Here is a 12,876-nt window from a genome sequence, read left to right on the forward strand (position 1 = left end):
TCGCTGACGCCGAGGCAACGCGGCACCCTCAGTCACTCACACGAGTGACCGTGCCCAGGCGCTGACCCGCTCCCCGTACACCGCCGCCGCCACGACGGCCACGGCGTGCGCCACCAGGCCCGCCCGTGTGTTCCCCGCCACGACGGCGGCGCCGAGCGCCGCGCCCAGCGCGTGCGCCCCGGTGTCGCCGAGCATCTCGCGCTCCCGGAGGTCGTCGGGGAGCACGGCCGCGGCGGCCCCCGTCGCGGCGGCGGCCAGTTCCGCGGCGGCGCCCCGCTTCAGCAGCCCCGGTACACCGAACGCCAGCACGGCCCCGGCGGCCCGTCCCGGGCGTACGTCGACGAGGTTGACGAAGTGCGCGGCCCCGGCGACGACCACCCCGGCCAGCACCTTGTCCAGCGGCCGTTCCTTGAGCACCGCGCCCGCGACGAGCCCGGCCGCACCGATCCCGAACAGCTTCACCGCCCCGCTGGTGACCTCACCGCCCCGCAGGGCCGACAGGTGCGCCCGGAAGCCGCGCCGGCCGTCCCCCGCCCCGGCCACGTCGTCGTACGCCCCGCAGACCCCGGCGGCCAGCACCGCGAACCCGGCGGCGGGCCTGACCCGTCCCGCCGCCAGCGCCGCCGCGACGGCGGACGCGGGCCCGGCGTACAGCCCGACCGCGCGCCCGGCGTGATTCGTCCGCGTCCAGTGCTTCCGTCCGCCCGGCGCGGTGGCGCGCAGCACGGTCGCGCCGGCCCGGGTGAGCGCGGCGGCGAGGGCCAGGGCCTGTCGTCGGGAACGGGTCCGGGGAGCGCGGTCGATCACGCGCTCACCCTACGGCCGCCCGCCGCTACAGATCGGCGCGGGCGGTGGCCAGCAGTTCCTCGGCGTGCGCCCGCGCGGTCTCCGAGTCCTCCTGCCCGGCGAGCATCCGGGACAGCTCCCGCACCCGCTCCTCGCCCTCCAGCGCCTTCACGCCCGACCGGGTCACCGACCCGTCGTTGGTCTTCTCCACCAGCAGCTGCCGGTCGGCGAAGGCCGCCACCTGCGGCAGATGCGTGACGACCACGACCTGCGCGCTCTTGGCGAGCTTCGCCAGCCGCCGCCCGATCTCGACCGCCGCCTTGCCGCCGACCCCGGCGTCGACCTCGTCGAAGAGGTACGTCGGCACCGGATCGGTACCCGCGAACACCACCTCCACGGCCAGCATCACCCGCGACAGCTCACCGCCGGACGCGCCCTTGGCGATGGGCCGCGGCGGCGCCCCCGGGTGCGGGGCGAGCAGCAGCTCGACCTCGTCGGCGCCGGACGGCCCGTAGGCGACCGTCCGCCCGCCGACCTCCACGCCCTCGGGGTCCTCGGTCTGCCGGATCTCGAACGACACGCGCGCGTGCGGCATCGCGAGCGACGCCAGCTCGGCGGTGACGGCGGCGGCGAACCGGTCCGCGGCCTCCGTCCGGGCGTCCGTCAACGCCTGCGCCAGCGCGCCCAGTTCGTCCCTCAACGCGTCCCGCTCGACGGTCAGCTCCTCGATCCGCTCGTCGTCGCCGTCCAGTTCGGTCAGCCGCGCCGCGCTCCGCTCGGCCCAGGCCAGCACCGCGGCGACGTCCTCGCCGTACTTCCGGGTCAGCCCGTTGATCGCGGCCCGCCGCTCCTCCACGGCAGCCAGCCGCAGCGGATCGGCGTCCAGGTCGTCGGCGTACCCGGCCAGCTCACCGGCCACGTCGCGCAGCAGGATGCCGACCTCGCCGATGCGGTCGGCGAGGCCGGCCAGCGCCGGGTCGTGCGACCGTACGGCGTCCAGCGCCCGCTGAGAGCCCGCCACGAGCGTCGCCGCGTCGACCCCCTCGGGGTCCTCCGGGTTGCCCGCGAGCGCGGCGTGCGCGGCGGTGGCGGCCGACGCCAGCGCCTCGGCGTTGCCCAGCCGCTCCGCCTCCTCCGCCAGCTCCACGTCCTCACCGGCGCGCGGCTCGACGGCGGCGATCTCGTCCAGCCCGAACCGCAGCAGGTCGGCTTCCTGAGCCCGCTCACGCGCGCGCGTGATGATCTCTTCCAGCTCCGTGGCGACGGCTCGCAGCCTCCGGTACGCCTCCGCGTACTTGGCCAGCGGCACGGCGACCGCGTCCCCGGCGTACCGGTCGAGCGCCTGCCGCTGCCGGGCCTGCTTCAGCAGCCCCTGCTGGTCGGTCTGCCCGTGCACGGCGACCAGTTCGTCGGCGAGTTCGGCCAGCACCCCGACGGGCACCGACCGCCCGCCCAGGTGCGCCCGCGACCGCCCTTCCGCCGACACGGTACGGCTGATCAGCAGCGCCCCGTCGTCCAGCTCGGCCCCGGCCTCCTCGGCCCGGACGGCGGCCTTGGCGTCCGGGGGCACGGTGACCCGTCCCTCGACCACCGCGTTCTTGGCACCGATCCGAACCAGCGCCGGGTCCGCCCGTCCGCCCAGCAGCAGGCCCAGGCTGGTGACCACCATGGTCTTGCCCGCGCCCGTCTCACCGGTGACGGCGGTGAACCCGGGCGACAGCTCGACGACGGCATCGTCGATCACGCCGAGCGACCGTATCCGCATCTCCTCCAACACGGACACGACCTTACGAGGTCCAGGCGCCCGAGCGCACATGTCACCCCGGCGAGTGCACGTCCCCAGGGGCGCGGGGAACTGCGCGACCAGCCACAACCCACCCGCACCCGGCACCGAACCGAACCACCCCATCGAGTAGCCGTCAGTGCGGCGCCCCCCGCCACCCGGAAACCGGCAACGCGAACTTGGCCACCAGCCGATCGGTGAACGACGCGTGATGCAGCCGGGCCAGCCGCACCGGCACCGCCCCCCGCCGCACCTCCACCCGCGCCCCGGCCGGCAACTCCACCGTCCGCCGCCCGTCGCACCACAGCACCCCCGGCGGAATGTGCGGCAGGACCTCCACCGCCAGCACCGAATCGGGCGACGTCACCAACGGCTTCGCGAACAGCGCGTGCGCGCTGATCGGCACCATCAGCAGCGCCTCCACCTCCGGCCACACCACCGGCCCCCCGGCCGAGAACGCGTACGCCGTCGACCCGGTCGGCGTCGCCAGCACGACCCCGTCGCACCCGAACCCGGTCACCGGCCGCCCGTCGACCTCCAGCACCACTTCCAGCAGCTTCTCCGCGCCGGCCTTCTGCACGGCCGCCTCGTTCAGCGCCCAGTCGGTGTGCACGATGTCGCCGTTGCGGTGCACGACGACGTCGACGGTCATCCGCTCCTCGACCTCGTACGCCCGGCTGACCACCCGGTCGACGACCTTGTCCAGGTCGTCCCGCTCGGCCTCCGCGAGGAACCCGACCCGCCCCAGGTTGACGCCGAGCATCGGCACCCCGGACGCCCGCGCGAACTCGGCGCCCCGCAGCAGCGTGCCGTCACCCCCCAGGACGATCAGCAGCTCGCACCCGTCCAGGCACTGCGGCGTGGCCTCCTTGACCAGCTGCACCTCGCCGGGCAGCGGCAGATCGCACGCCTCGGCCTCCAGGACGCGCACCCCGAGCCCGGCCTGCAACAGCCCCTTCACCACCAGTTCGGCGCTGCGCACGGCGGCGGGCCGCCCGGTGTGCGCCAGCAGGAAAACAGTACGAGCTCGGTTCTGTGTCAACGCGGCCCCTCCGCCACTGCACGATCGACGTCGGCCGGGTCCAGTGGGTCGGCCCCGGCCCGCAGCCACAGAAAGTACTCGACATTGCCGGAGGGACCGGGCAGCGGACTCGCGGTGACACCTTCCACCCCGAGCCCCAGCTCCCACGCCCTGCCCGCCACCCCCCGCACGGCCTCCGCCCGCAGCTCGGGACTCCGTACGACTCCCCCGCTGCCCAGCCGTTCCCTGCCCACCTCGAACTGCGGTTTCACCATCATCACCAGGTCGGCGTCCGGCGCCGCGCACCGCACCAGGGCGGGCAGCACCAGCCCGAGCGGGATGAAGGACAGATCCCCCACCACAAGATCCACAGGCACCCCGTCGATCGCGTCCAGCGTCAGCTCACGCACATTGGTACGGTCCTTGACGGTGACCCGTTCATCGCTCTGCAGCGACCAGGCGAGCTGCCCGTAGCCGACGTCCACGGCGACCACGTGCGCGGCGCCCGCCCGCAGGAGCACATCGGTGAAGCCGCCGGTCGACGCCCCGGCGTCGAGGGCCCGCCGCCCCTCGACCACCAGCCCCAGCGGTACGAACGCCGCCAGCGCGCCCGCGAGCTTGTGGCCGCCCCGGGAGACGTAGTCGGGGTCGCTGTCGTCCCGCGCGACGACGATCGCCGCCGCGGTCTCCACCTGCGTGGCGGACTTGGTCGCCACGGTCCTGCCGACGGTGACCCGCCCCGCGGCGATCAGCTGCCCGGCGTGCTCACGCGAGCGCGCGAGCTTCCGCCGGACCAGCTCCGCGTCGAGACGGCGACGTGCGACTCCTGCCACGTTCGGTTCAGCTCCTACTGCCATACGGGGACGGGGGCGCCGGAGGTCCCGGGCGGGCGTCGAGCGCGGTGAGCGCGTCGCGCAGCCCCCGGTGTACATCCTCGTACACCTCCAGGTGCCCGTCGGTGGGCAGGTGGTCCACGTCGGCCAGCCGCTCCAGCAGGACGTCCGTACCGGCGTCGCCCGTGACGGCGCGGGGGACCTCCAGGGGGGCGGGCGCGGCCGGGGTGCGCTCGGCCGGTGCTTCCGGCTCCGGGACTGCGTCGCTCATGCCCCGACGCTACCCCGAGCCGCTGGGGTACGGTCGGTGCGATGGCGACGATCGAGGAGTGCCGCGCGGCACTCGAAAAGCTTTCGGAGAACATGCGGGGCGCGGAGGGCGACGTGCGGGCCGCCACCGAACTGGACCGTTCGGTGAGCTGCCACATCACGGACCTGGACGTCACCTTCGCCGGCCGCATGGCGGACGGCGGGATCGACGTGCGCGAGACCCTCACCGGCCCCCCGCCCCGGAAGGCGGAGATCAGACTGGCCATGACCGGCGACGACCTGGTCGCGCTGGTCGACGGCGAGCTGAACTTCGCCAAGGCGTGGGGCTCGGGGCGGGTGAAGCTGGAGGCGGGCCTGCGCGACCTGTTCCGCCTCAGGAAGCTTCTGTGACCGCGACCCGCTCACGCGCCTTGCGCGCGGCCGGCACCACCAGCGGCGTCCCTGTCTCCGGGTCGTCGATCACCTGACAGCGCATCCCGAAGACCTTCTCGACCAGCTCGGCCGTGACGATGTCCTTCGGCGCGCCCTCGGCGATCACCCGACCGTCGCGCAGCGCGATGAGGTGGGTGGCGTACCGGGCCGCGTGGTTGAGGTCGTGCAGCACGGCGACGAGCGTACGGCCCTGCTCCTCGTGCAGGTCGGCACAGAGGTCGAGGACGTCGATCTGGTGCTGGATGTCCAGGTACGTCGTCGGCTCGTCGAGCAGCAGCAGCGGGGTCTGCTGGGCGAGCGCCATGGCGATCCAGACGCGCTGGCGCTGACCGCCGGAGAGTTCGTCGACGTACCGGTCGGCCAGCTCGGCCACCCCGGTCTGCGCCATGGACTCCTGTACGACCCGCTCGTCCTCGGTGGACCACTGGCGCAGCAGGCCCTGGTGCGGGTAGCGGCCCCGGCCGACCAGGTCGCCGACGGTGATGCCGTCGGGCGCGATCGACGACTGGGGCAGCAGACCGAGGGTGCGGGCCACCTGCTTGGCGGGCATCGACTGGATGACCTGCCCGTCGAGGAGGACCCGGCCGTCGCTGGGCTTGAGCATCCGCGACAGGGCGCGCAGCAGCGTCGACTTGCCGCACGCGTTGGGGCCGACGATCACCGTGAACGAGTTGTCGGGTATCTCCACCGACAACTGCTCGGCGATGACGCGCTGGTCGTAGGCGAGGGTGACGTTCTCGGCGGACAGGCGGTTCACGTTGCTCCTTCGGTTGTTCAGCCCGCTGGTGACGCCGGGGCGGGTTCGCGTACTCATATCCGGCCCGCCTTGCGCTCGGTGACCAGCAGCCACAGCAGGTAGACGCCGCCGAGCACGCCGGTGACCACGCCCACCGGGAGCTGGTCGGCGCCGAAGGTCCGCTGCGAGATCCAGTCGGCGGTGACCAGCAGGGCGGCGCCCATGCACAGCGACGGCAGCAGGTTGGGGCCGGGCGCGCGGGTGAGCCGGCGGGCGAGCTGCGGCGCGGTGAGCGCGACGAAGGCGACCGGCCCGGCGGCGGCCGTGGCGGCGGCGGTGAGCAGCACGGCGACCACCAGCAGCAGCATCCGTACGCGCTCGACCCGCACCCCGAGGGCGTACGAGACGTCGTCGCCCATCTCCATCATCCGCAGCCCGCGCCCCTGGGCCAGGGCCGGCGGTACGAGGACGAGGCACAGGGCCAGCAGCGGCCAGACCTGCTCCCAGTCCCGGCCGTCGAGGCTGCCGGTCATCCAGATCACGGCACGGGAGGCGTCCACGATGTCGGCCCGGGTCATCAGATAGCCGTTGACCGCCGTGACCATCGCGGCCACCCCGATACCGACCAGGACCAGCCGGTACCCGTGCACACCCCGCTTCCAGGCGAGCACGTAGATACCGAACCCGGTCACCAGACCGCCCACCAGCGCCCCGAAGGTGACCTGGGCGGCGCTCCCGGAGAACAGCACGATCGTGATCAGCGCGCCGGCCGTCGCGCCCTGCCCGAGCCCGAGCACGTCCGGACTGCCCAGCGGGTTGCGGGAGATGGCCTGGAACAGCGCGCCGCCCAGCCCGAGCGAGGCGCCGACCAGCAGCCCCACCAGCACGCGCGGCAGCCGCAGCTCCCGGACGATGAACTCCTGGCCCGCGGTGCCGTCCCCGAACAGCGTGCGCAGCACATCGCCGGCCGGGATCGGGAAGTCACCGGTGCCGATCAGCACGACGCTCGCGGCGAGCGCGGCGGCCAACAGCAGGACGACGACGGTCAGCGACCTGACGTCCAGCCGGACCGAGAGCCCGCCGGCGGTGCGCACGGCACGAACGGCACGTGCGGTACGTGCGGTACGTGCGGCACCGGCGGTACGGGCTGTCTTCGCGGGGGTCTTCACAGCTGGGCCGTCCTCCGCCGTCGTACGAGAAAGATGAAGACCGGGCCGCCGAGCACCGCGGTCACGATGCCCACTTGAAGCTCCGAGGGCCGGGCGACGATCCGGCCGAGGACATCGGCGCCGAGCAGCAGCACGGGCGACAGGACCGTGGCGTACGGCAGGATCCAGCGCAGGTCGGGGCCGGTGAAGGACCGCACGACGTGCGGCACCATCAGGCCGACGAAGACGATCGGACCGCAGGCGGCGGTGGCGGCCCCGCACAGCACGGTCGCGGCGAGCATCGCCAGCGCCCGGGTGCGGGTCAGGTTGGCGCCGAGGGACCGGGCGGTGTCGTCGCCCATCTCCATCGCGTTCAGCGGCCGGGCGAGCGCCAGGGCCAGCACCGTGCCGACGGCGAAGAACGGCAGGACCTGGGTGATGGTCGTGTCGTCCGCCGAGGACAGCGAACCGACCGTCCAGAAGCGCATCGTGCCCAGCGCCGCCTCGTCGGTGATCATCACGGCCTGGAGGTAGCCGTAGAGCGCGGCGCTGATCGCGGTGCCGGCCAGCGCCAGCCGCACCGGCGTCGCGCCCCGGCTGCCGCCCAGGAACCAGACCAGCGCCCCGACCGCCGCCGCGCCGAGGAAGGCGAACCAGACGTACCCGCTCAGCGAGGTGACGCCGAGGAAGGTGACGGCGGTGACGACGGCGGCGGAGGCTCCCGCGTTGATACCGAGCAGGCCGGGGTCGGCGAGCGGGTTGCGGGTGAGGGCCTGGAGAACGGCCCCGGAGAGGCCGAGCGCGGCACCGGCGAGCAGCCCGAGCACGGTCCGTGACAGCCGCTCGCCGACCACCACGTCACCGTACGAACCCGAGTCTTCGAACAGGCCGTGCCAGACCTGCGCCAGGGACAGGTCCTTGGCACCGACGGCGATGCTCGCCACCGCGACACACACCAGGATCGCCAGGGAGACCAGCAGCCCGGCGGCACGGATCACCCGGCGGTCCGGGGGCGCGGCAACGGTCTCGGCGCGCGCTTCGGGGGGACTGTCGACCAACACCCGGTTAGGTTAGCCTACCCTCCTATTCGGCACGATCTCCGAGCCGCCGACGCCGGCCGCCGACGCTCCTGCCCGGACCTCACAACCCCAGCCGGGCCAGCGCCTTCTCCGCGTCCAGCGCGCAGGTGCCGTCCCCGGCCGCCGTCCACGCCGCCGCGCACAGCGCGCGCAGCCCGTCCAGGGCCTCCCCCTCCCCGTCCAGCTCCAGCCGCTCCTCGCCCGCCTTCGCCGTCCAGCCCCCGCACCGGAAGCCGCCGCCGTCCGCGTCCGTGACCTCCGGCTGTCCGGTGAGCAGCCCGCGCAGGTCGGCGTCCACATAGGTCGGCCGGTGGTGCGGCGGCGCGGCGAGCAACTGCCGGCCGTCCGTGACCCCGGTCAGCACGAGCAGCGAGTCGACGTCACCGCCGAAGGCACCCTCGATGTCGGTGTCCAGCCGGTCCCCCACCACCAACGGCCGCTCGGCGCCCGTACGCAGGATCGTCTCCCGGTGCATCGGCGGCAGCGGCTTGCCCGCGACCTGCGGCTCGGCACCGGTGGCTATCCGGACGACCTCCACCGCGGCTCCGTTGCCCGGCGCGATCCCCCGCGCGCCGGGAATCGTCAGGTCGGTGTTGGACGCGTACCAGGGCACGCCCCGCGCGATGGCGTAGCAGGCCTCCGCGAACCGCCCCCACGGCAGCTCGGGCCCGCCGTACCCCTGCACGACCGCCACAGGATCGTCGTCGGCCGACTCCACCGGTTCGAGACCCCGCTCGCGCAACGCGACCCGCAGCCCCTCCCCGCCGATCACCAGCACCCGCGCCCCCGACGGGACCTGCTCGGCGACCAGCCGCGCCACCGCCTGCGCGGAGGTGATCACGTCCGACGCCTCGGCGGCGATCCCCAGCTCCGTCAGATGCGCGGCCACCGCGTCCGGCGTCCGCAGCGCGTTGTTCGTGACGTACGCCAGCTGCATCCCGCCCCCGCGCGCCGTGGCCAGCGACTCGACGGCGTGGACGATCGCCTCACCGCCCGCGTACACCACCCCGTCGAGGTCGAGCAGCGCCGTGTCGTACGCCTCGCTCAGGGCCTGCCCACTGCCCTCGGGCCTGGTCCGGACGCTCCGGCTCATCACACATCGCTCCTCGTCGTCGCCGCGTCATTCCCGCTCATCCGTCTTTCCCCGATCATCCCCCATGCCACTGACACACGTACGATGCCGGGATGGATACCGCAGGTCACTCGGAAGCGACGGCGCACCGGGGCCTGGAACTCACCCCGTTCCGAGGTCTCCGCTACGACCCCGACCGGGTCGGCAGCCTGGCCGCCGTGACATCTCCTCCCTACGACGTCGTGGTCCGCCCCGACGGCCTGCTCCACCTGGAGTCGGCGGACCCGTACAACATCGTCCGCCTGATCCTCCCGCAGGCCGCCACCCCCACCGCCCGTGACGAACAAGCGGCCCGCACCCTGCGCCGATGGCTCGCCGAGGGCATCCTGACCCCCGACCCCGAGCCCGGCCTGTACGTCTACGAGCAGCGCGCCGACGACGGCCACCTGCAACGCGGCGTCATCGGCGCCCTGCGCCTCCCGGAGCCGGGGGACCGGTCGGTGCTGCCGCACGAGGACGTCATGCACCACGTCGTCGCCGAACGCGCGGCCCTGATGCGGGCCACCTCCGCCAACTTCGAACCCCTCCTGCTGACCTACCGCGGCGACGGCACGACCCCCACGAGCACGACCGTGGAACGCGCCGCCGAACGCCCCCCGCTGCTGGCCACCACCACGGAGGACGGCTACCGCCACCGCCTGTGGTCGATCACCGACCCCGAGGAGATCGCCCAGGTCCGCTCCGACCTCTCCCGCCACCAGGCGCTCATCGCCGACGGCCACCACCGCTGGGCGACCTACCACGGCCTCCGCGCCGAGCACCCCTCCCCCAGCCCCTGGGACTACGGCCTGGTCCTCCTGGTCGACACCGCCCGCTACCCGCTCCGCGTCCGCGCCATCCACCGTCTGCTGCACGACCTGCCGGTCGGGGACGCCCTGACCGCCCTCAAGGGCCACTTCCACGTCAGCCGCGTCGACGCCCCGCTGGACGAGGCCCTGGCCACGCTGGCGGAAGCGGCCGAGGGGGGCAACGCCTTCCTGCTCGCCGGCGACGGCGCCTTCCACCTGGTGGACCGCCCGGACCCCGAGCTGCTGGCCCGCACGGTCCCCGCCGACCGCCCCGAGGCCTGGCGCACCCTGGACGCGACCGTCCTGCACTCCACGCTCCTCGCCCACCTCTGGCACGTCCCCGAGGACTCCGCGGCCCACATCTCCTACATCCACGACACGGCCGCCACCGTCGAGAAGGCGGAACGCGACGGCGGTACGGCCGTCCTGCTGCACCCGGTCCGCGAGGAGGTCGTCCGCGACCTGGCCCGCCAGGGCGTCACGATGCCCCGCAAGTCGACGTCGTTCGGCCCGAAGCCGGCGTCGGGCCTGGTCCTGCGCACACTGGACCTGTGACGGCAATCCCCGGACATGAGTGAGGGGCGGGACCGTTCCCGGTCCCGCCCCTCACTCATGTCACGACGGTTCAGTCCTCGTCACGCTCACGCGCACTGTCGCCGCCGGCCTCGCTCTCAGCCTCGCCCTCGCCCTCGCTCTCGTCGAGGGCGTCCACGAAGTCCACTCCGTCCAGCTCCGCCAGCCGGTCGGAGGCGTCCGTGCTGCCGTCCCGGTCGGACTCCACGGTCTTGGCGAACCACTCCCGCGCCTCGTCCTCACGACCGGCGGCAAGCAGCGCGTCGGCGTACGCGTACCGCAGCCGCGGGGTCCACGGCTGTACGGAGCTGGAGGCCAGCTCGGGGCTCTGCAGCGTCACGATCGCCGCGTCCAGCTGCCCCATGTCCCGCCGGGCCCCGGCCGCGACGAGCCGCATCTCGACCTGCCCGGCCTTGTCCAGCTTGTGCACCTCGGGGGCACCGGCCATGTCCAGCGCCTTCTCCGGCCGCCCGAGCCCGCGCTCACAGTCGGCCATGACCGGCCACAGGTCCACGGTGCCGGTCATCCGCCGCGCGGCCCGGAACTCGGCCAGGGCCTCCGAGTACTTCTGGTTCGCGTACGCCGCGAATCCGGCGGCCTCCCGTACGGCGGCCACGCGCGACGCCAGCCGCAGCGCCACCCTGGAGTACCCGTACGCGCCCTCGGGGTCCTCGTCGATGAGCCGGGCCACCATCACCAGGTTCCTGGCGACATCGTCCGCGAGCGTCTTCGGCAGGCTCTGCAGCTCCTGCCGTACGTCCTTGTCGATCTCCTGGCCCGTGACGTCCTCGGGAATCGGCAGCCGCTTGATCGGCTCGCGGTCCCGGTCGTCACGGAAACGGCCTCCGCCGCCACGCCGGTCGTCACGACTGTCACGACTGTCCCGGCCGTCCCGACCACCCCGGAAACCACCGGGCCGGCCACCCCGGTCGTCGCGCCGGGGCCCGCCCCGGCCACCACGGTCGTCCCGACCCCGGAACCCACCACGGTCGTCCCGCCGGTCGTCACGCCGGTCATCCCGGCGGAAACCACCGCGGTCTCCACGATCGTCACCCCGCCGCTCGTCACGCCCCCGGAATCCACGGTCCCGGTCGTCTCGCCGGGGGTACCCACCACGGTCACCGTCCCGCCGGTCGTCACGCCGGTCATCCCGGCGATCGTCCCGTCGGTCATCCCGGCGATCATCACGACGGAAGTCCGGCCGGTCGTCACGCCGGCTGTCCCGCCGGTCATCGCGCCGGAAGTCCGGCCGACTGTCACGGCGATCATCCCTGCGGTCGTCACGCCGGTCATCGCGGCGGTCGTCACGCCGGTCATCGCGGCGGTCGTCCCGACGGAAGTCCGGCCGGTCGTCACGGCGGAAGCCGCCGCGCGGGCCACGATCATCACTTCGCCGGTCGTCACGCCGGCCGTAGCCGCCCCCGCGGTTGTCGTCCCGACGGAACCCACCACGGTCGTCATCACGCCGGAACGACGGACGGTCCCCACGGTCATCCCGCCGCGGCCCACGATCCCGGTCGTCACGACGCCCGTAGCCACCGCCGCGACCGTCCTCACGCCGACTGCCGTCGCGGCGATCGTCCCGCCGGTCGTCACGCCGGCCGTAGCCGCCACCGCGGTTGTCGTCCCGACGGAACCCACCACGGTCGTCATCACGCCGGAACGACGGACGGTCCCCACGATCGTCCCGCCGCGGCCCACGATCCCGGTCGTCGCGCCGGTCGTCACGTCGGTCATCGCGCCGGTCGTCACGTCGGTCGTCCCGGCGGAAACCTCCACGGTCCCCGTCACGACGCACGGGACCACCACGACCGCTGTCGCGACGGAAACCGCCCCGATCTCCGCGGTCACCACTGTCCCGTCGCCGCTGGTCGCGCTCCGGTCGGTCGTCGGGAGAGTTGGTGGCCATCGGTGACTCCTGTCTTAGGTACTGCAAGCATTGTAAAAACAAAAGGACCCCTGGTCCCAGCTGAACGCTGGGACCAGGGGTCCTTCCAAAGATTGTTCGGCGGCGTCCTACTCTCCCACAGGGTCCCCCCTGCAGTACCATCGGCGCTGTAAGGCTTAGCTTCCGGGTTCGAAATGTAACCGGGCGTTTCCCCTACGCTATGACCACCGAAACCCTAATGGTTTCGAGCGAACAAGCACACTCTTTACTTGTTGTTCTGCTCAAACCGGCAACGGTCGTTGCCTCAGAACTAACACAGTGGACGCGAGCAACTGAGGACAAGCCCTCGGCCTATTAGTACCAGTCAACTCCACCCGTTACCAGGCTTCCATATCTGGCCTATCAAC

At 73.3% G+C, this 12,876-nt stretch carries 13 protein-coding genes and 1 rRNA gene; 2 read left to right on the forward strand and 12 right to left on the reverse strand.

Annotated features, from left to right (window positions below; all coding sequences use genetic code 11):
• Positions 1-36: 36 nt before the first annotated feature.
• The 5 genes from ACZ3IG_RS33435 to ACZ3IG_RS33455 form a co-directional block, all read right to left on the reverse strand.
• Complete coding sequence (locus ACZ3IG_RS33435; protein ID WP_467436809.1) at positions 37-807, reverse strand: hypothetical protein; 771 nt, start codon at positions 805-807, stop codon at positions 37-39.
• Positions 808-832: 25 nt separating this feature from the next.
• Positions 833-2,551 (reverse strand): DNA repair protein RecN, encoded by a 1,719-nt coding sequence (recN, locus tag ACZ3IG_RS33440; RefSeq protein WP_467436832.1) that lies wholly within the window; start codon positions 2,549-2,551, stop codon positions 833-835.
• A gap of 154 nt (positions 2,552-2,705) precedes the next feature.
• Positions 2,706-3,611: an NAD kinase gene (locus tag ACZ3IG_RS33445; RefSeq protein ID WP_467436810.1), complete on the reverse strand. Its 906-nt coding sequence runs from the start codon at positions 3,609-3,611 to the stop codon at positions 2,706-2,708.
• Positions 3,608-4,423 carry a TlyA family RNA methyltransferase gene (locus ACZ3IG_RS33450; RefSeq protein WP_467436812.1) on the reverse strand — a complete coding sequence of 272 codons (816 nt, stop codon included), beginning with the start codon at positions 4,421-4,423 and terminating at the stop codon, positions 3,608-3,610. Before ACZ3IG_RS33450 ends, ACZ3IG_RS33445 begins: the two co-directional genes overlap by 4 nt.
• 7 nt (positions 4,424-4,430) lie before the next feature.
• On the reverse strand, positions 4,431-4,694 hold the full coding sequence (locus tag ACZ3IG_RS33455; protein ID WP_467436813.1) for a hypothetical protein: 264 nt from the start codon (positions 4,692-4,694) through the stop codon (positions 4,431-4,433).
• Positions 4,695-4,735: 41 nt separating this feature from the next.
• On the opposite strand from ACZ3IG_RS33455, the gene ACZ3IG_RS33460 reads away from it, so the two are divergent.
• Positions 4,736-5,083, forward strand: a complete 348-nt coding sequence (locus ACZ3IG_RS33460; protein ID WP_403544536.1) for an SCP2 sterol-binding domain-containing protein — start codon at positions 4,736-4,738, stop codon at positions 5,081-5,083.
• On the opposite strand, the gene ACZ3IG_RS33465 is transcribed toward ACZ3IG_RS33460, so the two are convergent.
• From ACZ3IG_RS33465 to ACZ3IG_RS33480, 4 genes are all read right to left on the reverse strand, one after another.
• On the reverse strand, positions 5,067-5,939 hold the full coding sequence (locus tag ACZ3IG_RS33465; protein ID WP_467436815.1) for an ABC transporter ATP-binding protein: 873 nt from the start codon (positions 5,937-5,939) through the stop codon (positions 5,067-5,069). The two genes, ACZ3IG_RS33460 and ACZ3IG_RS33465, sit on opposite strands and share 17 nt — an antisense overlap.
• Positions 5,936-6,955, reverse strand: a complete 1,020-nt coding sequence (locus tag ACZ3IG_RS33470) for a FecCD family ABC transporter permease (protein ID WP_467436816.1) — start codon at positions 6,953-6,955, stop codon at positions 5,936-5,938. The genes ACZ3IG_RS33465 and ACZ3IG_RS33470 overlap by 4 nt, the downstream gene beginning before the upstream one ends.
• 71 nt (positions 6,956-7,026) lie before the next feature.
• Positions 7,027-8,070: a FecCD family ABC transporter permease gene (locus tag ACZ3IG_RS33475; RefSeq protein WP_467436818.1), complete on the reverse strand. Its 1,044-nt coding sequence runs from the start codon at positions 8,068-8,070 to the stop codon at positions 7,027-7,029.
• Between the two features lie 79 nt (positions 8,071-8,149).
• Entirely contained in the window at positions 8,150-9,181 is a 1,032-nt protein-coding gene (locus ACZ3IG_RS33480; protein ID WP_467436819.1) for an HAD hydrolase-like protein, read from the reverse strand.
• A gap of 92 nt (positions 9,182-9,273) precedes the next feature.
• On the opposite strand from ACZ3IG_RS33480, the gene ACZ3IG_RS33485 reads away from it, so the two are divergent.
• On the forward strand, positions 9,274-10,563 hold the full coding sequence (locus tag ACZ3IG_RS33485) for a DUF1015 family protein (protein ID WP_467436820.1): 1,290 nt from the start codon (positions 9,274-9,276) through the stop codon (positions 10,561-10,563).
• 70 nt (positions 10,564-10,633) lie between these two features.
• On the opposite strand, the gene ACZ3IG_RS33490 is transcribed toward ACZ3IG_RS33485, so the two are convergent.
• The 3 genes from ACZ3IG_RS33490 to rrf all read right to left on the reverse strand — a co-directional run bounded on the left by ACZ3IG_RS33490 (position 10,634) and on the right by rrf (position 12,701).
• On the reverse strand, positions 10,634-11,383 hold the full coding sequence (locus ACZ3IG_RS33490; RefSeq protein ID WP_467436833.1) for a tetratricopeptide repeat protein: 750 nt from the start codon (positions 11,381-11,383) through the stop codon (positions 10,634-10,636).
• Positions 11,275-12,432 (reverse strand): hypothetical protein, encoded by a 1,158-nt coding sequence (locus ACZ3IG_RS33495; RefSeq protein ID WP_467436822.1) that lies wholly within the window; start codon positions 12,430-12,432, stop codon positions 11,275-11,277. The genes ACZ3IG_RS33490 and ACZ3IG_RS33495 overlap by 109 nt, the downstream gene beginning before the upstream one ends.
• 152 nt (positions 12,433-12,584) lie before the next feature.
• A 5S ribosomal RNA gene (gene rrf / locus ACZ3IG_RS33500) occupies positions 12,585-12,701 on the reverse strand.
• Between the last annotated feature and the right edge of the window lie 175 nt (positions 12,702-12,876).

Source organism: Streptomyces sp. NPDC016677, assembly GCF_055562815.1.